Origin of the sequence: Stenotrophomonas sp. NPDC077421, assembly GCF_049545505.1 — a bacterium.
In the GTDB taxonomy this organism is placed as follows: domain Bacteria; phylum Pseudomonadota; class Gammaproteobacteria; order Xanthomonadales; family Xanthomonadaceae; genus Stenotrophomonas; species Stenotrophomonas nematodicola.
This window is the reverse complement of record NZ_JBMWDP010000014.1, coordinates 24,661-42,228: the sequence shown is the minus strand read 5'-3', so window position 1 is coordinate 42,228 and position 17,568 is coordinate 24,661. Positions and strand designations below refer to the sequence as shown.

Here is a 17,568-nt window from a genome sequence, read left to right as displayed (position 1 = left end):
AGCAGGGCGTGCGGCGGAGACTATTACACTTGTGCCGGCGTTCATTCTGTAACTTCATTACAGCCGCGCACGGCCGCTAACGTTCGACGGCCTGTGTGGCGGGAAGAGCAATCATCGTGGATAACGTTCCAAACCTGGACGAGGCCAGCCGACCGCTGGCCGATGCCTGGCAACATACCCTGCAGTCCACCGGCGCGGCGGCCGCGTCGCTGCTGTGCGCCCTGGCCGCCGATTCGCCGCCGGAGCTGGCCCACCACTTCTACGACGTACTGCTGGAGGACCCGCGCGCCAGCCGCTTCCTGTCGCACGACCAGGTCCGCCTGCGCCTGAAACCGGCCATGCAGCGCTGGCTGTGCCAGCTGCTCACCGCGACCCCGGCCAGTATCCCGGCGCTGGTGGCGGCGCAGCGCGTGATCGGCGATGTGCACGCGCGCGTGGGCATTCCGGTGGATCTGGTCACGCGCGGCGCGCGGGTGCTCAAACAGCGCCTGTTCGAGCGCATCGTGGCGCAGGCACCCAGCAGTGCGGTGGCGTTCGAGGCAATCGCCTGTCTGAGCGCCTCGGTCGACATCGCGCTGGAAGGCATGACGCTGGCGTACACGCATGCGCGCGAGCGCTCCTCGCGCACCGATGCAGCCTACCGCCTGTTCTCACTGGTACAGAACGTCAGCACCGAACGCGAGCGCCAGCGTGCGCTGCTGCTCGACTGGGAAAACGCGCTGCTCTACGCGATTGCCAGCCAGGCCAGCGACGCCGACACCGTCGACCTGGCGCACTCCGAGTTCGGCCTGTGGTTCACCCACAAGGGCATTCCCAGCTTCGGCGAAAGCAGCGAGACCGCGCAGGTCGGTGCCCTGATCGCCACGGTGGATGCGCAGTTGCGTGCCGCCCAGGCGCATGCCGACGTGGGCGCGCGCTTCGCCGCCCTGCAGGGCATCCGCGAGCAGCTGGCGCGCATACGGACGCTGATGAGCATGCTCTTCGAACGCATCGGCGAGCTGGATGCGGGCAGCGATGCGTTGACCAACCTGCTCAACCGGCGCTTCCTGCCGACCGTGCTGCGCCGGGAAATCGAGCTGGCCAACAGCACCCACACGCCGTTCTCGGTACTGCTGCTGGATCTGGACCATTTCAAGGCGATCAACGACGCGCACGGCCATGACGGCGGCGACCGCGCCCTGCAGCACGTCGCCGCCCTGCTCGGCCAGCTCACCCGCGGCAGCGACTACCTGTTCCGCTACGGCGGCGAGGAGTTCGTGGTGGTGCTGGTGGCTGCCACGGCGGCACAGGCCGAGGTGATCGCAGAAAACCTGCGCAAGCACATCGCACAGACCCCGGCGCAGCTCGCCAACGGGCAGCCGCTGGCACTTACGGCCAGCATCGGCGTGGCCGCGCATGAGGGTCACCCGGACTACGAACGGTTGATGGCCCGCGCCGACGCCGCCATGTACCAGGCCAAGAAGCGCGGCCGCAACCAGGTCGTGCTGGCCAACGACGACCTGCCCGAGCCGCCCGGCAGACGCGGTCTGCAGCGCGGCTGAGGGGGCATCACTGCGCTCGACGGCGCAGCCAGCGCGACAGCAGGCTGCGCCAGTCGCCGCCGAAGGAAATGACGGCCGACGCGCAGCGGGGACAGCGGCGGACAACGTCCACGCCTCCCAGCAGGCAGTCACTGCGCGGGCTGACCCAGCGGAACCAGCGGCACGCGGGGCAGAGGTACATGCGGGCGGGAGGACGGATCATGTGAGTGCCGCTGTGGGGCGGTCAGTCGGCCGCCGCTTCATCGCGCACCCGCTCGATCAACGCCTGGGTCTTTGCGATCACCACCCACAAACCGACCAGGGCAAGGGCATTCTTCAGCATGGCACTTCCTTTACAGCGTTGGAGGAGCCTGTATCGTGGCCCGGTGGCGCGACGATCTGCGTCGCAGCGCCACCGGCCCGCTTGATGCCTCAGTGGGGCAGCCGCTTGAGCTCGGCGTCGAGCGCGAGCGCTTCCTCGTTCCAGGCCTGGAACTGCTGGCGACGCTCCTTCACCACGGCCGTTTCGGCCTGCATGGCCTGTGCGCGGGCCTCCAGCGCCTGGTAGTCCGGGAACAGACTGGGCACGGCCTGCTCGCCCTGCAGCATCGTCAGCAGGTCCGCGCGCTGGTCCTCGAACGAGGTCACCATCGTTGCGATGAGCGTCTGGAAGGCTTTCTCGCGCTGGGCTTCGTTCCAGCTGTCCCAGATTTCCATCGCGGCGCCCACGAACACCAGCGCGCCGTTGGCCGCCTTGGCGAACTTGACCGCTCCCCAGGGCTTGAACTTGAGCGCCTTGCCCACGCCGTCCATGCCCAGCGCTTTGGCTGCCCCCACGATGCCATCTCGGGCGGCCAGTACCGAGCCGTTGTTGATCAGATTGCCCTTCAGGACGTACTGCAGGCCCTGCTTGCCCATGTCGCGCATCACCGCATTGATGTGGTTGACCTCGGTATCCACGTCGAGCTGGACCTTGGCCATCTGCAGGTTGACACCCTTCACGCGCTGCTCGAACTCGTTCTGCAGGCGGGTGGACAGCATGATGCCGTCGGCGCCGATCTCGCGCTCGTAGAAGTCGGTGAAGGTCTGGCGGTCCACGCCCTTGGCCTGCAGGATCAGCCCGGCGAAAAAGTCGGCAACGAAACCCCGCAGCTCGACCAGCGTCTCGGTGACATCGCCCCTGGCCTGGACAAGCTGCTGGTTCATGCGCTCGGACAGCGCTTCGGCGCGCTGCAGCTTCTCGGCGATGCGCGCATCGTTCTGCCGGGCAACCGGAAGCTGCTTGTCCAGCACATCGCGGATCACGCTGCGGCGGGCCTCTTCCACCAGCGCCACCGCCCCGCCACTGCGTGCGATGCGCTGCCGGGTTTCCTGCTGCAGCACCCCGATGCGCGACAGCCGATGGTAGGTGTCCAGCTGTGACAGCCAATGGGGCAATCCCATGTCGAAGGGGTTGGCCGCCACTGCCACAATCGACAGGTCGGCTCGCTCGGCCGCGTCCAGTGCGAGCAGGTCGGTCAGGCGTCCGGCGACGTTGTCGCGTTTGATCGCCAATGCCGCCTGGTAGCTCTGCTCGTCCTCCACGTCGGCCACGTCATCGAAGCGACTCAGCACGAACACCGTGCGCGGCAACAGGTCGAGGGTGCGGAACAGCCAGATCAGCTCGTCGCGGTGGCTTTCCTTGACCGGATTGACCGAGTTCATCACGTACAGCACCAGATGCGCCTGGCTGACGTAGCGCCGGGTGATGTCCTTGTACTTCTCGACCTCGTGGGTGTCGGCACTGATCCGGTCCTTGAAGCCGAACAGCCCCGGCGTGTCGATCAGCGTGAAGTCGTCGCCCACGTCATAGACCTTCACCTCGTTGGAGGACTCCTGGTGGCTGATCTTCATGCTCGCCTCGTCGAGCCGCTCCAGCCACGCCGCCGCGATGGAGGTCTTGCCTTCGGAGAACCCACCGATCAGGGCGACCTTGAGCTTCTCGCCCGCGATGCCGTCGCGCACGGCCACGAGCTTGTCGATCAACGACGGCTCCAGCGTGATGCCCAGCGCGCTGCCGCGCTCGAGGAACTGGATCAACTTGCCCAGCACATCACTGGCCTGGGACTGCTGCGCCTTGAAGGCGCTCAATGTGGTTTCCATCAAAGGGTTCCTTGTGCGTGGATCCGGGAGGAGAGCTGCTGCAGGTTGCGGGTGGATGTGATCAGCACCTGGTTGAGATGATCGACCTGCTCGACCGGCGCGCGCAGGGATGCCTGGATACCGGCAACCACGGTATCCAGCTCGGCGAAGGCCTCGTTCAGCCCGTCCTCAAGACGACGTTTGAGCTGATCGGCCGCGCTGGCGATGTTCTCGTCGACCGTCTTGCGCTGCTGCGTCTGGCGGAACTCGCTGCTCAGGAACCCACGGATCGCCTTGTAGGCCGAGAACGCCAGCGTCAGCGCGGACGGGATCATCAGCAGCCAGCCCGCCGGGGTCCAGAGCAGCACAGCACCGCCGATCAGCGTGGCGATGAGGCTGCCGATCTGGATCCCATGATCGATGTTGATCTTCAGGTTGATGCGGCTGTCCAGGCCGCCCACGGCCATGCCGCGGCACGCGTCAAGCAGTTCCTCCGCCTGCTGCCGGAACGTCTCGATGATCGAGGCGATCTCCTGTTCGAGGCGGTCGCGCTGTGCGGCCATCGCAACGCCGACATCCTCCACGAGCTGCTGGGCTTCGCGCGCCATGCAGTCCTCCAGCGTACGGGTGAACGCCTCATTGCCGTGGTCGCCCTCGATGTAGGCGTACATATGCTCGCGTACGCGCACGGTGTAGCGGGCAATGCAGGACCGCCCCTTGTCGCGCAGCCGCGCCCGCATCGACTTCACCGCAAGGCCGATCTGGCGCACGGCGCCGTCGGCGTCCTCGGCCAGACTGGTGGACAGCGGCTGGAACCGCTCCTGCTGCAGCGTGGCGATGCTCGCCGCAACCGTGTCCACCACCTCGCGCGCTTTGTTGAAATTGGAACGCTGGATCTTGGCCTTGCAGTCGTCCACCAGCTCGGTGGTCAGGAAGGTCTGGAACGCGGTGAAACCGCTGCGCAGCAGCAGTTCATCGGCCGTCATCCGGTCCAGGAACTTGCGTTGGGTGCGTGCGATGTCCGAGCCGGGCACCAGGTGCCGTGCGTTTGCCAGGAAGGCAGGATGCGCGCTGACCGTGCGGCTGCCGCGGTACTGGTCAACCAGCACGCTGGCCACGCGCCCGTCGAGGTCGGCCAGGCTGGCCGCCTCGTCCTCGCTGGTGAGCCGGGCGGCCTGCAGCTGCATCGGGTTGGTCACGCGCTTGTTGTACAGCGTCCAGACTTCGGTCTGCGGCCCCAGATGGCGTGCGATCTTCTCCAGCGTACCCGGCCGCCCGGCCTCGCCCTTCTGCGGTGCGGTCGGCTTGCCGGTGACGTAGAACACGGCATGGGCGGTCTGTACCGCACTGTCGATGTGGTCGTGCACCTTGGCCTCGTCGCCTTCGATGCCTGGCACGTCCAGCAGCACGAACGAGTGGCCGTGGGCTTCGAAGGCGAAGCGCCCGGTGGCGACGGTGAAGTCCGAGCGCCCATCGCCGATGATGCCGCCGTCCGCGTAATCGGTCAGTTGCTGCAGCGCTTCGCGCTGGCGCATCTGCCGCTGCTCGTCTTCCAGCAGCTGCTGCCGCACCTGGGCCACCCGCGCCTGCTGCGACTGGCGCGCCGCCTCGCGCTCGGCGTTCACATCTGCCAGCCGACGCTGGGCGTCGTGCAGCCGGGTGTCCTTCGGGGTCCGACGAAGGACCGCCAGCAGGCGTGTCCACCACGACGACGCAGGCGCCGAGGCCGCTTCGGCCTGCAAGGTGGCGATGTCATCCAGCATCGCGGTCTGGCGCGAATCGTACTGGATCATGGCCGTCTCCTGCCCGGCCTGCAGCGCCGCGAGTGCATGGCGCGCCTCGTCGATGCGTCCCTCCAGTGCGGCGATGTCCGCCTCACCCAGCCCGTGCTCGCGCTGGAGCTGCTCGAACGCCTGCTGTGCATCGCGTTTGCTGGTTTCGCCGAGCGCGATGCGCAGCGCTTCGATGAGCGTGGACTTGCCGGCGTTGGTCTCGCCGTAGAAGGCGATGGTGAAGGCATCCCATTCCGCATTGCGGTCCAGCGCCTGCACCTGCTCATCGATGCGCTGGCGGAAATCGGCCAGCAGCGCCACGGCGGCGCGCGTATGCGCCTCAAGCTGCGGGTGGGCGGACGGGACATCGAAGCGGGTGAGAATGTCTTCGACGTCGCGCGCAACATGCCGGTAGATATCCGTCGGCGAGTCCAGGTCGGTGGTCACGTGACTGTCCATTTTCATGCGTTGCTGAAGAATCGGGAAAGAAGTGGCAGGGCGCGGACATGCGCGGCAACCGCCGGATCAGCCGGGGACGCCATCCGAACACGCGGCTGCGACAAGCTGCGCCGCAGCGTCGGGCGACAGCCCCTGCAAGGCGCTGCGCAGGTGCTGCAGGCGCAGCGCATCGGCGAGCGCGGTCGGGGCCAGCACGCGCACGGAAGGCCCCAGGCCCATCAACCACCAGCGCAGCTGCGAGGTGTCTTCAACGTCGGCATGCAGGTGGAATCCGCCGGTGGCGGCGTCATGGGTCAGTTCCTGGTCGATCGCCAGGGCTGCCTCGCCGAGGTGCTGGCCGAGCGCGGCATCGACCCACAGCGACAACGCGATCCGCCCGTGCCGTTCGAAGCCCGCCGCCACCTGCGGCAGCGCGGACGCCAGGGCGGCAGCGTCGCCACTGTCGGCATCGGCGTCCAGCCGCACGGCGGCAGCGATGCGATGCAGCGCCAGCATGCTGCGCGTGGATCTGCCGTCGATGCGCGCGACCAGGTACGTGATCGGGCCGCGCAGCACGATGCCCAGCGGATGCAGTACATGCGTGCGGGCCTGGGCGCGGCCACGCGCGAGGTAGTCCACCTGCAGCTGTTGCCCGCCGTACAGCGCCTGGTGAACCGCGAGCAGGACCTGATCGTCGATGCGCGGCGGAATCAACGGCTGGTTGGCATCCACGCGCGCCACACGGGCATCCCAGCGTGCGGTCGCGCTGCGGCCGAGTCCCTTGGCGAGGGTGCGCTCGGCCTGCTGGAACAGTGGCTCCAGCTCGCGCCACTGGTGCAGCGGCAACAGATCACGCAGGTGGCCGCGGGCAGTGAGCAGCACCACCGCCTGGATGGCCGACATGCCCGGCAGCGAGAACGCCTTTGCATCGCGCTGCCAGCTCCAGCCGAAGGGCCGCTCGCGCTCGTCGCATTCCAGCGGGAACACCGCCGACAGTGCCTGCAGGTCACGTTCGACCGACCGTTTGGTGATCGGGTAGTCCGACGCCAGGCGGTCGGCGAGTTCGCCGGCGGTAATCCGCTGGGGGGCGGGCGGCAGCATGTTCAGCAGGGCCCACTGGCGGGCCAACGTTCCCTTCGCGTCCTTTCTCAACATCTGCTCCGCTTCATCCTGAAGATCCGTGGCCCATCGACCACAGCTGCCATCTCGCCCTGACCACCGCCCACTGCCGTGCGCAGGTCACCGCATGGCTATCGGCAGCAGCCGACCGATATTTAGCCTGCGCTGCGTGCGGCAGGCAAGCCAGCCGATCGTGGCGTGCGGCAAGGCATGCCGCCGCATGATGCGTGGTCCGCGGCGGCGGGGCGGCGTAGCATCGCCGGTCGCGGCGCGTCTGCCCGCACCTGCAAGGAGTCCCCGATGTCCACCCGTTCCGTCCTGTCCTGCGGCGTCCTGCGCGGACTGCGCGTCATGCTGCTGCTGGTGCCGCTCGCTGCGACCGCGCGCGAGGTACCGCCGCCCGCCGACCACGTGGACGCCGATGGCCCGTACGTGTTCACCACCGCAACGGGCCTGGAGGCGCAGTGGGTGTGCAACGACCACGTGGTGCGCCGCACCCTGCCCGCCCGCCGCGCGGGTACCGTGATCGCACCGGAATGCGGTTACGCCCATCCCCTCACCGTGGTACCCGCGCAGACCGCCGCTGCGGCGCGGCTGCCGGCCACGCCGCGCATCGTCGCGCTGTCGGACATCCACGGCCAGTACGACCTGCTGGTCAGGCTGCTGCACGCCCATCGTGTGATCGATGCGGCAGACCGCTGGTCGCTCGGCGATGCCACGCTGGTGGTCGCCGGCGACGTCTTCGATCGCGGGCCGCAGGTGACGGAAGCCTTCTGGCTGCTCTACAGCCTGCAGGAGCAGGCACGCGAGGCCGGCGGTGCCGTGCATTTCGTGCTCGGCAACCACGAGACGATGGTGCTCTACGACGACCTGCGCTACGTCAACCCGAAATACCTGCGCAGCGCCGCGCTGCTTGGTCGATCCTATCCCGCGCTGTACGGGGCCGACAGCACGCTCGGCCAGTGGCTGCGCACCCGCCCGGCGCTGCTGCAGATCGGCGACACGCTGTTCCTGCACGGTGGCATCGCACCGGAGAATCTGGACCTGGTGCGCGACATGGCCACCACCAATGCCACCTACCAGGCGTCGCTCGGCCTGCCCCGCGACCAGGTCAACGCCGCGCCGGACAGCGCGCGCCTGTTTGATGGCAAGACCAGTCCGATCTGGTACCGCGGCTACTTCGATGGCCGCCTGGATACCGATCAGGTCCAGGCGCTGCTCACGCAGCTGGACCTGGCGCGCATCGTGGTGGGCCACACATCGATGCCGCACGTGAGCAGCTTCCACGGCGACCGCATCATCGCCATCGACAGCAGCATCAAGGACGGCGAGAACGGCGAACTGCTGTTCATCGAGAAAGGGGTGCTCAGCCGGGGCCTGCTCGACGGCCGCCGGGTGCCGTTGGCTGAAGGCCCCCTTGCCGTGGACGACTGAGCGTCAGCAGCGGGCCTTGCATGGCGTGCGACAGTTGTCGCACACTTGCGACATCACTCCCGGATGCCGTGACCGACATGTCCCGACTGCCAACGCCGTCCAATGCCGAGCTGGAACTGCTCAAGTGCCTGTGGCGCAGTGGCGCCTGCAGTGCCCGTGAACTGCACAACGGCGTCTCCGCCACCTTGGCGTGGTCCTACTCGTCCACGCGCAAAACGCTGGAGCGCATGGTCGACAAGGGCCTGGTCGCCGAAGTCGCCGAGCATGGCCTGAACGTCTATCGGGCCAGGGCCAGCAAGGTCGCCACCCTGGCGGCGCTCAGCGCCGACTTCGCCCGACGTGTGCTTGAGATCGACGGCGCACTCCCGGTGCAGGCGTTCGCCGACAGCCGCCTGCTCAGCGACGCCGAACTGACCCAGTTGGAGGCACTGCTGCGCGATCCCGACCAGGATCTGCAGCCATGAGTCTGTCTGCGCTGTCGCCGTGGGTTCTGCACCTGTCCGGCAGCCTGCTCGGAGCCGGTCTGGCCTGGGCGCTGGGCATCGCGCTGCACCGCCTGCTGCGGCTCTCCACTGCCACGCCGCGCTATTGGCTCGGGATCTGGCTGCTTGCGGTGGTGCCACCGTTGCTGGCCGTCGCGCTGGCCACTGCCGCCCCCATGCAGCTCGCCGCCCTGCCCGCGCCGCTGTCCCTGCCGATTGCGCTGGACGAAGGAGCCGCTGGCGGCACCACCATCCCGGCGCCGATGGCCGGGCTCGGATGGCCGTCGCTGACCCACGTGGCCTTGGCCGCCTATCTTGGCGTGGCCACCGTGCTGCTGCTGCGCCTGCTCGGCGGCATGCGCAGCGCCGCACGGATCGTGCGCCTTGCCACGCCAGTCGCAGACAGTGCATGGCCCGGCAGGCTCAGTGGCGACACGGCACGTCAGTTGGCCGACAAGGGGATTGCACTGCGGGTCACCGGTCAGGCCATGACCCCCTTCGCCGTGCGCTGGCCGCATCCCACCGTGGTGATGCCCGCCGATGCGCTGCTGCGCTTCAACGACCGCCAGCTGCGCCTGGTCCTGCGCCACGAGGCCGCGCACCTGTCGCGTCGCGACCCGCAGCGGGCCGCTGTCATGGCGGTGACCGGCGTGCTGTTGTGGTTCAACCCCTTCGTGCGGCTGATCGCCGCGCGCGTGCAGATGGCCGTCGAACTGCACTGCGATGCCGAGGCGCTGCAGGGCGACGACGACGCCCGACGCGATTTCGCCAGCGCCTACCTCCAGGCACTGCGCATGGCCGGGCATGGCGGCGCGCCCACTGCGCTCAACGCGCTGACCCACCGTGAGGTGGCCGGCCACCGCCTGCGCATCCTGCACATGCTGCAGGGCGATGGTGCGCGCCGGTTGCCGCGCGCTGCATGCGCCCTGCTCGGTGCCGGCGCGCTCGCGGCGGGTGCCATGCTCACCCTGGCCCAGGCCGTTGCAGCCACCACACCGGCACAGATCGTCGCCGTGGCCGGGATTCGCACCACCACGGCAACAGGCGGCGCACTGCGCATTCCACCGCCGCTGCGGTTTGCCGCGCCATTGGCCCAGGCCAGGATCACCGGCCAGTTCGGCGATACCGGCGGTATCCGCCAGCGCGCGCATCGCGGCACCGACTTCAGCGCCCGCGTCGGAACGCCCGTGCTGGCGCCCGCTGACAGCACCGTGCTCATCGCCACCGATGCGTATCCCGAGGGACCGCAGTACGGCACGGTCGTGGTACTCGATCACGGCAACGGTTGGCAGACGCTGTTCGCCCACCTCGATGCCACTGACGTGCAGGCTGGCCAACGGGTGCGCGGAGGCCAGCAGATTGCCCGCAGCGGCAGCAGCGGACGGGTCACCGGGCCGCACCTGCATATGGAGATGCTGCGTCACGGCGAACGCGTCGACCCCCAGCACCACTTGAACTGACCGCCCGCCACACCTCGCCGTTCGATCCACCGTTGCCGTTCGTTTTCGCCTTCCTGGCCGCAGGAGGGGTGGGTATTGCCCATCGCATGCCTGCGCCAGCCCACTGCACGGACCTCGCGCATGCCCCGTTCCGCCCTGTACCCGCTCGCCCTGATGCTGCCGCTGTACGCCGTCGTTCCCGCCGCTGCACAGCCCGCGCCGTCCACCTCCCCACCCACCACGCTGGACACCGTGCAGGTGCAGGCCGCGTCCTACGACGCACGCCGCGACGATACCGCCACGCGCATCGTGATCGGTGCGCAGGAGCTGCGGCAGTACGGCGACCCTGCGCTGATCGATGCGCTCAAGCGCCTGCCGGGCATCAGCGTCGTGCCGGGCGCACCGGGGCGTGCGGGCACGGTTTCCCTGCGTGGACTGGGCAACGGCTACACCCAGATCCTGATCAACGGCCAGCGCGCTCCATTGGGATTCGATCTGGACGCACTCACTCCGGCGATGGTCGAACGCATCGAGATCCTCCGCGCTCCCACTGCCGACCTGCGCGGCGAAGCGATCGCCGGCACGCTCAACATTGTGCTGGTGGCCGGCGCACGCAAGGACGCCGCATCGCTGACCGCCGCGTGGGGCGTGTCCAACGGCCGCAACACGCCCTCGTTGACCTGGCAGCGCAGCCGCAATGGCCGTGATCGCAGCAGCACGGTGACCGCCACCGCATCGCGCCGGGCGTTCCAGGTTGACGAACGCACCACCGAAACCGGTCACGACAATGCCGGTGGCACCACGATGCTGCGCGACAGCCGGTTGCAGGCCCGTGGCGCACGCGAAGCCGTGTCGCTGGCACCGAGCCTGGACCTGCGGCTGGGCAACGGGGATTCGCTGACGCTGCAGGCACTGGCCGACGCCAGCCGCTTCCACCGCGCGGTCGACATCGACTGGAACACCCTGTTGGGCCCTCCCCTGCAGCACGACCATTACCGGCAGCGGACGGAGATCGACGTTGCCCAGCTCGGCGGCAGCGCCACCTGGACGCACGGCCTGGCTGCTGGCGGCAGCTTCGTCGGCAAACTGGCCGTGGGCGGCAATCGCGAGCGCTACCGCTATCGCGAGAAGGGCTACGACACGGTGGGTACACAGAACCTGGACGACCACACCGACGCCCGTCTGCGCGTGCACAACATCAACAGCACCGGCAAGTACGCGCTGCCCGCCCACGGACGGCACACTGTGGAACTCGGGTGGGAAGCCAGCGTGGACGGACGTGATGAAACGCGCCTGCAGCGGCTGCTGCCGATCGGTGGCACCCCCGGCAGCGCCAGTGACCTTTCCTTCGATGCCCGGGTACGCCGGCTTGCACTCTACGGCCAGGACGAGATGCAGCTCAGCCCCCGCTGGTCGCTGTACCTCGGCCTGCGCTGGGAGCATATCGACACGCGCAGCGTCGGCAGTGGCTTTGCCGCGGTCCAGCAACGCGACCACGTGCTGTCGCCCGTGCTGCAGTCCCTGTGGAAGGTGCCGGGCCGGGACGACCAGCTGCGGGTGGCAGTGAGCCGCACCTACAAGTCGCCGACGCTCGCCTCATTGATTCCACGCCCGTACACCTCGACCAACAACCGCCCGTTGAATCCGGACGAGCAGGGCAACCCCGCCCTGCGTCCGGAGCTGGCCACCGGGGTGGACATCGCCTACGAGATCCAGGGCAGGGAGGGCACCCAGCTCAGCCTGGGCGCCTATGCGCGCCGCATCCGCAACGTGGTGCGCACCGAGACGACGTTGATCGATGGACGCTGGGTCGCATCGCCCCGCAATGGCGGCGATGCCACCAGCACGGGCCTGGAGATGGATGCGCAGCTCGCACTGGCACGCTGGATCGACGCCGCACCGGAGGTCACGCTGCGCGCGAATGCCACCCGCAACTGGTCGCAGGTGCAGGACGTGCCAGCGCCGGACAACCGGCTGGACAAACAACTGCGCTTCACCGGCACGGTGGGCGCCGACTACCGGCTCAACACGCGCTGGACCACCGGGATCACCTACACCTGGCGCAATGGCGGCCCCACGCGGATCACCGCCGGGCAGATCGACACGACCGCTGATGGACGCGAACTGGACCTGTACGTGCTGTGGACGCTGTCGACGCGCAGCAAGCTGCGTCTGAGCGCCAACAATCTGCTGCAGCGCGACCTGGTGTCCGGGCAGGAGCTGCGGGACGCGCTGGGCCGGCAAACGCTGGAACGGCGGCGCAGCGGTGTCCCGCTGTGGCGGGTGCAGTGGGAACGGCAGCTCTGACCGGCCGCGCCGCTCAGCCGGGCTGCGTGCTGCCCTGCCCGACCGGCGCCAGTGCCGGCGCGCGCGACGGTCGGCTCGGGAAGGCGTGGCGCACGATCCGCCACATCACCTGGCCGAACTGCCGGGGCAGCGAGCCGGTGTTGTAGTGCTGGCCGTAGCGCGCGCAGATCCGCTTCACGTCCACGGCAATGGCGGCATAACGGTTGGCCGGGATATCCGGGTAGAAGTGGTGCTCGATCTGGTGGCTGAGATTGCCCGACATCAGGTTCATCAGCTTGCCGCCGGTCAGGTTGGACGAGCCGCGGAGCTGGCGCAGGTACCAGTGGCCGCGCGTCTCATCGCGCACGCATTCCTTCGGGAAGGTTTCGGCATCGGCGGTGAAGTGGCCGCAGAAGATGATCACGTACGTCCACACGTTGCGGATCAGGTTGGCCGCCACATTGCCGAGCAGCACCGGCAGGAAGAACGGGCCAGCCAGTGCCGGGAACAGCAGGTAGTCCTTGAACATCTGCCGGCCCATCTTGCGGCCGACCGGACGGAACTGTGCACGCAGCTGCTTGAAGGTCATCTTGCCGGCGAACCAGCGGCCCAGTCGCAGGTCCTGGATGGCGATGCCCCATTCGAACAGCAGCGCGAACACCACCGCCACCACCGGCTGGAGCAGGAAGAACGGGCGCCAGCGCTGCTCGGGGAAGATGCGCAGCAGGCCGTAGCCGATGTCGTCGTCAAGCCCGCGCACGTTGGTATAGGTGTGGTGGCGGAAGTTGTGGGTCTTGCGCCAGTTGTCGGCGGTGCCGACGATGTCCCATTCGTAGGTGCTGCCCTGCAGCTGCGGATCACCCATCCAGTCGTACTGGCCGTGGATGACGTTGTGCGCCAGCTCCATGTTCTCCAGGATCTTGGACAGTGCCAGCAGCACCACGCCGGCGATCCACGCCGGAATCAGCACGCTGTGCACGAAAGCGCCCAGGAACAGCAGGGCGCGGCCGGCCACGCCGGTCCAGCGCACCCCGGCCACCACGCGGCGGATGTAGCGCGCATCGGCAGCGCCCAGCGTCGCCAGCTGGCGCGCGCGCAGCGCGTCGAGTTCAGCGCCGAAAGACTGCAGTTCGGCGGCGGAGAGTACGCGGTTGTTGACGGATGACATGCTTACAGCTCCAGGATCAGGTCGGTGCTGGCGCTGTTCACGCACAGCTTCACTTGCGTGGCCGGTTCGGCCGCGTACTCGCCGGTGAGGGTGTGCCGGGTCACGCCGGACGCCTTGCCGCATACGCAGGTATTGCAGATGCCCATGCGGCAGCCGCTGGCCGGGCGCAGCCCCTCCGCTTCCAGCGCCTGCAGCAGCGACGTGCCGCGCGGCAGCGCCAGGGTGCGTCCGCTGCGTCGCAGTTCGACCTGTACCAGACCGGTTTCGGCATCGGGCAGGACCGGCGGACTGAACGCTTCCACCTGCAGCGCGGCGACCTGCGATTGCAGGCGTGCACGCGCGGTGTCGACGAAGCCACCGGGTCCGCACACCAGCACGCGGGCGCTGGCCAGATCGCCCAGCGCATCGAACGCGTAGGCATCCACGCGCGGGGCCGGGGCCTGCGCATCGCGGGTGGGCAGGTAGTGCACGCGCAGGCGGGGATGGCGCGCGGCCATCGCGTCCAGTTCGTCGACGAAGCACAGCGCCTCGCGCTGGCGTGCCCAGTACAGCAGGTCCACCTGCGCAGGCATGCCGGCCGCATCGAGCTGGCGCAGCAGCGCGCGCATCGGTGTGATGCCGCTGCCGGCGGCCAGCAGCAGCAGGCGTTGATCGGCCTGCGGAGCCAGGGTCATCCCGCCGAACGCCTGGCCCAGCTCGAACACCTCGCCCAGGGGCGCGCCGCTCGCCAGGTGCTGGCTGACACGGCCACCGTCGATCGCCTTTACGGTGATCGCCAGCGTGCCATCGGCCAGCGGCGTGGGGCTGTAGCTGCGGGTCAGGCGGCGGCCGTCGACGTCCACGCCCAGATTGACGTGCTGGCCGGCGGCCATCCCGCGGAAATGGCGGTTCGGCTTCAGGATCAGGGTGACCGCGTCGGCACTGGCCGCCTCACGCGCGACCAGCCGGGCGCGCGGGCGGCGCAGCGTCCACAGCGGATGCAGGCCACCGGCCCAGAAGTCAAACAACGCCTCGGGCACCCAGTGGCGGGGCGACAGCGGGGTGCGGCGGCGGGAATCAGGACGAAGGCGTGCGCTCATACAGGCACTATACGGCCGAGCATACGCATGTGTATACACTTGTATATCCGTGGGACCGGCTATGATTCAGCGACGTGACCACCCTGCCCCCGATGACCTCCCCAGACCTGCCCCCGACCGTGGTCGACGATGCCCACCACGGGCGCAAATCCTCGATCACCCGCGACGACCTGCTGGCCGCCGCCCTGGCCCTGATCGGCCCGCATCGCAGCGTCTCCACGTTGAGCCTGCGCGAAGTGGCGCGCGAAGCCGGGATCGCACCGAATTCGTTCTACCGCCAGTTCCGCGACATGGACGAACTGACCGTCGCCCTGATCGACCTGGCCGGGCGATCACTGCGCACCATCATCGGCGAGGCGCGCCAGCGCGCGGCCTCATCCGAACGCAGCGTGATCCGGCTGTCGGTGGAGACCTTCATCGAACAGCTGCGCGCCGACGACAAGCTGCTGCATGTGCTGCTGCGCGAAGGCAGCGCCGGCTCGGATGCGTTCAAGCAGGCGGTGGACCGCGAGCTGAACTATTTTGAAGACGAACTCCGGGTCGACCTGATCCGGCTGGCCGCCGCCGACGGCGCGGTGCTGCATGAGCCGGCGCTGGCGTCCAAGGCGATTACCCGCCTGGTGTTCGCGATGGGGGCCACGGCGGTGGACCAGCCTCCGGAGAAGGACCCCGAGCTGATCGAACAACTGGCGCAGATGGTGCGGATGATCATCACCGGTGCCCGCACCATCGCCGGCAATCCGCCGACGCGCTGAGTACCGCCAGCCGTCAGCGCTTGTCGTCGGGCGCATACCAGAACGGAATGCGGTACTCGCGGCGACGTTCGCGGCCACGCTTCCCGCCGTCCGCATTCCAGACCAGCAGCAGGTCGTGGCGACCCGGCGACAGCCCCTCCAGCGGCAGGTAGCCGGCCAGGCCGCGCATCTCCAGATCACGCCGCTCGATGGGCAGGAAGCCGTCGAGCGGCACCGGCGTGCCGTCCAGGCTCACCTGCCAGACCTTCGCCAGGCAGGCCACGGCACGGCTCGCCGCCTCCGGGCCGGCAGCCGTATTGCCGCCATCGGGCAGCGCACACAGGCGCTGCGCCAGTGCGTTCTCGCGTTTGGGCTGGTGCGGAATGAACAGCCGCAGCCGGCTGCCCTGGATCACGTCGGCCGGGATCATCGGATAGCGCAGCAGGCGATCGTGCTCGGTACGCAGCGATTCGTAGTGGGCACTGAGCATGCCCTGCTCGACCGCCGCGTCGGTGACCAGCGAATAGCGGTCCAGCAGCGAAAAGCGCATCGCCCCCACGGCCTGCACCCCGCCGATCACCATCGCGACCATCACCGCGCCCATATACAGCCACATGAAGTGCCGGGCGCGCTGGTTGCTCTGCAGCATCAACTGTACCGGCAGCAGCATCCGCATCGGCACAAACCACTGATTGAGGGCCAATACACGGTGTGTTGCCCGCTCCAGTCGCGGGCTCGCTTCGCCGCGCGCGTGCCGCCTGGCGACCGCTTTGTCCATTATTCCTGCGCCGAGGCCCAGCATCACCGGTACGCCCGTGAGCACAGCGAGGATCGCCAATGCCACCTCATCCGAATGGGGGAACAGCGCACCGATACCCGCCGAGACCGTGATCGCCAGTATCGACATCAGCCCGATGACGGCCATCGTCAGGGCGAACAGGAGCGTGGTCGAGAACAGCGTCGACGCGGCGCGGTCGGCATTGGTGATGGCCTGGTCCAGGCCGACTACCCGTGCCTGGTAGAACCCGCGCGCGGTACGACCCAGAAAGGGAATGTGATCCCAACGGATGCCGTCGGGGAAATTGCTTTTCAGCCCGATCAGGCCGACCCAGTAACCACGGATGGCCAGGTGCGCGATCAGGGCTATCGCCAGCACGTAGCACAGGCCAACGCTGGTGCTGAAGCCGAACCAGAGCGCCTGCCAGTAGATGCCGTCGGTGTGCACCTCGCTGACCGCCCAGGCATCGAAAATGCGCCCCGGCACCGCCAGCAGTGCGAAGGCGAGCAGGCCGGAGATGAACATTTCCAGTTCGTCGGTCCGCTCGCGCAGGCGGGCAAAACGACCGTGGGAATCGGCGTCTGCACCGGGTACGTCGGGGGTACTGCCAGGGTCGAGCGCGTCGCTCACAGGCGGATCGTCCATGCGGTTTGGCGGAGTATACGGGGGCTGCCGCCACATTCGGCAAGGTCCGGACACGACGACGCCGGCCCGGGGCCGGCGTCGCATTGCTGCTCGTGAACGATACGGAGGCTGCGGGGATCAGCGGTAGACGCGCTCGCAGCGACGTTCGACCACGCGGTTGCCGGACTCCTGCTGATGACGGCCCTGCACGTTGCGGCCAACCGCACCGCCAGCCACCGCGCCTGCCACCGTCGCCACCTTCTTGCCATTGCCGCCGCCGACCTGGTTGCCCAGCAGGCCGCCGACAATGGCGCCGGTGGCGGTACCGGTGATCCGGTTGGGGTCCTTCGCGTTGCGCTGGACTTCCACGTTCTTGCACACCACCTTGCTGCCGTCATTGAAACGGCGTCCTTCGTCCTTCGGTCCGTAGGTCTGAGCCGTGGCGGCAAAGGACGATGCCAGCAGCGCGCCTACGCACAACAGACGGGAGAGGGTCGGTTTCATGTCGGCTCCTTGTGTCAGCTCGTGGCGCCAGTGTCCGCGTCGGTACGGCTGCAGGCTGTGAAATGGTGTG

The 17,568-nt window shown here is 68.4% G+C and carries 14 protein-coding genes; 6 read left to right on the top strand and 8 right to left on the bottom strand.

Going from position 1 to position 17,568, the window contains the following annotated elements; genetic code table 11:
- Window positions 1-116 precede the first annotated feature (116 nt).
- Entirely contained in the window at window positions 117-1,541 is a 1,425-nt protein-coding gene (locus ACPEH1_RS09645; RefSeq protein ID WP_313241675.1) for a GGDEF domain-containing protein, read from the top strand.
- Between the two features lie 7 nt (window positions 1,542-1,548).
- On the opposite strand, the gene ACPEH1_RS09640 is transcribed toward ACPEH1_RS09645, so the two are convergent.
- From ACPEH1_RS09640 to ACPEH1_RS09625, 4 genes are all read right to left on the bottom strand, one after another.
- Entirely contained in the window at window positions 1,549-1,743 is a 195-nt protein-coding gene (locus tag ACPEH1_RS09640; protein ID WP_423715706.1) for a hypothetical protein, read from the bottom strand.
- A 209-nt stretch (window positions 1,744-1,952) separates the two neighbouring features.
- A complete protein-coding gene (locus ACPEH1_RS09635) occupies window positions 1,953-3,662 on the bottom strand; it encodes a LeoA/HP0731 family dynamin-like GTPase (RefSeq protein WP_423715705.1) in 1,710 nt (569 codons plus the stop codon).
- Complete coding sequence (locus ACPEH1_RS09630; protein WP_423715704.1) at window positions 3,662-5,860, bottom strand: hypothetical protein; 2,199 nt, start codon at window positions 5,858-5,860, stop codon at window positions 3,662-3,664. Before ACPEH1_RS09630 ends, ACPEH1_RS09635 begins: the two co-directional genes overlap by 1 nt.
- Before the next feature lie 78 nt (window positions 5,861-5,938).
- On the bottom strand, window positions 5,939-7,006 hold the full coding sequence (locus ACPEH1_RS09625) for a helix-turn-helix transcriptional regulator (RefSeq protein ID WP_082316387.1): 1,068 nt from the start codon (window positions 7,004-7,006) through the stop codon (window positions 5,939-5,941).
- Window positions 7,007-7,270: 264 nt separating this feature from the next.
- Here ACPEH1_RS09625 and ACPEH1_RS09620 point away from each other — a divergent pair, with 264 nt between their 5' ends.
- From ACPEH1_RS09620 to ACPEH1_RS09605, 4 genes are all read left to right on the top strand, one after another.
- Entirely contained in the window at window positions 7,271-8,404 is a 1,134-nt protein-coding gene (locus tag ACPEH1_RS09620) for a metallophosphoesterase (RefSeq protein ID WP_423715703.1), read from the top strand.
- Window positions 8,405-8,481: 77 nt separating this feature from the next.
- Complete coding sequence (locus ACPEH1_RS09615) at window positions 8,482-8,868, top strand: BlaI/MecI/CopY family transcriptional regulator (RefSeq protein WP_017356044.1); 387 nt, start codon at window positions 8,482-8,484, stop codon at window positions 8,866-8,868.
- Window positions 8,865-10,346, top strand: a complete 1,482-nt coding sequence (locus ACPEH1_RS09610) for a M56 family metallopeptidase (RefSeq protein WP_423715702.1) — start codon at window positions 8,865-8,867, stop codon at window positions 10,344-10,346. Before ACPEH1_RS09615 ends, ACPEH1_RS09610 begins: the two co-directional genes overlap by 4 nt.
- A 120-nt stretch (window positions 10,347-10,466) precedes the next feature.
- A complete protein-coding gene (locus ACPEH1_RS09605) occupies window positions 10,467-12,632 on the top strand; it encodes a TonB-dependent receptor plug domain-containing protein (protein ID WP_423715701.1) in 2,166 nt (721 codons plus the stop codon).
- A gap of 13 nt (window positions 12,633-12,645) precedes the next feature.
- Here ACPEH1_RS09605 and ACPEH1_RS09600 read toward each other — a convergent pair whose 3' ends face one another.
- Window positions 12,646-13,779, bottom strand: coding sequence for a fatty acid desaturase family protein (locus ACPEH1_RS09600; protein ID WP_136004368.1), 1,134 nt, complete (start codon window positions 13,777-13,779; stop codon window positions 12,646-12,648).
- A 2-nt stretch (window positions 13,780-13,781) separates the two neighbouring features.
- Window positions 13,782-14,858 carry a ferredoxin reductase gene (locus ACPEH1_RS09595; RefSeq protein WP_423715700.1) on the bottom strand — a complete coding sequence of 359 codons (1,077 nt, stop codon included), beginning with the start codon at window positions 14,856-14,858 and terminating at the stop codon, window positions 13,782-13,784.
- Between the two features lie 92 nt (window positions 14,859-14,950).
- On the opposite strand from ACPEH1_RS09595, the gene fabR reads away from it, so the two are divergent.
- Window positions 14,951-15,613: an HTH-type transcriptional repressor FabR gene (gene fabR, locus ACPEH1_RS09590; RefSeq protein ID WP_017356049.1), complete on the top strand. Its 663-nt coding sequence runs from the start codon at window positions 14,951-14,953 to the stop codon at window positions 15,611-15,613.
- Window positions 15,614-15,626: 13 nt separating this feature from the next.
- Here fabR and ACPEH1_RS09585 read toward each other — a convergent pair whose 3' ends face one another.
- A complete protein-coding gene (locus ACPEH1_RS09585; RefSeq protein WP_313241669.1) occupies window positions 15,627-17,015 on the bottom strand; it encodes a hypothetical protein in 1,389 nt (462 codons plus the stop codon).
- Between the two features lie 117 nt (window positions 17,016-17,132).
- Window positions 17,133-17,498, bottom strand: a complete 366-nt coding sequence (locus ACPEH1_RS09580) for a glycine zipper 2TM domain-containing protein (RefSeq protein ID WP_423715699.1) — start codon at window positions 17,496-17,498, stop codon at window positions 17,133-17,135.
- Window positions 17,499-17,568 lie beyond the last annotated feature (70 nt).

Excerpts from the sequence above, each read along its gene's own strand:
- ACPEH1_RS09640 (WP_423715706.1), bottom strand. The coding sequence starts at position 1,743 with ATGATCCGTCCTCCCGCCCGCATGTACCTCTGCCCCGCGTGCCGCTGG.
- ACPEH1_RS09635 (WP_423715705.1), bottom strand. The coding sequence starts at position 3,662 with ATGGAAACCACATTGAGCGCCTTCAAGGCGCAGCAGTCCCAGGCCAGT.
- ACPEH1_RS09625 (WP_082316387.1), bottom strand. The coding sequence starts at position 7,006 with ATGTTGAGAAAGGACGCGAAGGGAACGTTGGCCCGCCAGTGGGCCCTG.
- ACPEH1_RS09620 (WP_423715703.1), top strand. The coding sequence starts at position 7,271 with ATGTCCACCCGTTCCGTCCTGTCCTGCGGCGTCCTGCGCGGACTGCGC.
- ACPEH1_RS09615 (WP_017356044.1), top strand. The coding sequence starts at position 8,482 with ATGTCCCGACTGCCAACGCCGTCCAATGCCGAGCTGGAACTGCTCAAG.
- ACPEH1_RS09610 (WP_423715702.1), top strand. The coding sequence starts at position 8,865 with ATGAGTCTGTCTGCGCTGTCGCCGTGGGTTCTGCACCTGTCCGGCAGC.
- ACPEH1_RS09605 (WP_423715701.1), top strand. The coding sequence starts at position 10,467 with ATGCCCCGTTCCGCCCTGTACCCGCTCGCCCTGATGCTGCCGCTGTAC.
- ACPEH1_RS09600 (WP_136004368.1), bottom strand. The coding sequence starts at position 13,779 with ATGTCATCCGTCAACAACCGCGTACTCTCCGCCGCCGAACTGCAGTCT.
- ACPEH1_RS09595 (WP_423715700.1), bottom strand. The coding sequence starts at position 14,858 with ATGAGCGCACGCCTTCGTCCTGATTCCCGCCGCCGCACCCCGCTGTCG.
- fabR (WP_017356049.1), top strand. The coding sequence starts at position 14,951 with ATGACCTCCCCAGACCTGCCCCCGACCGTGGTCGACGATGCCCACCAC.
- ACPEH1_RS09585 (WP_313241669.1), bottom strand. The coding sequence starts at position 17,015 with ATGGACGATCCGCCTGTGAGCGACGCGCTCGACCCTGGCAGTACCCCC.
- ACPEH1_RS09580 (WP_423715699.1), bottom strand. The coding sequence starts at position 17,498 with ATGAAACCGACCCTCTCCCGTCTGTTGTGCGTAGGCGCGCTGCTGGCA.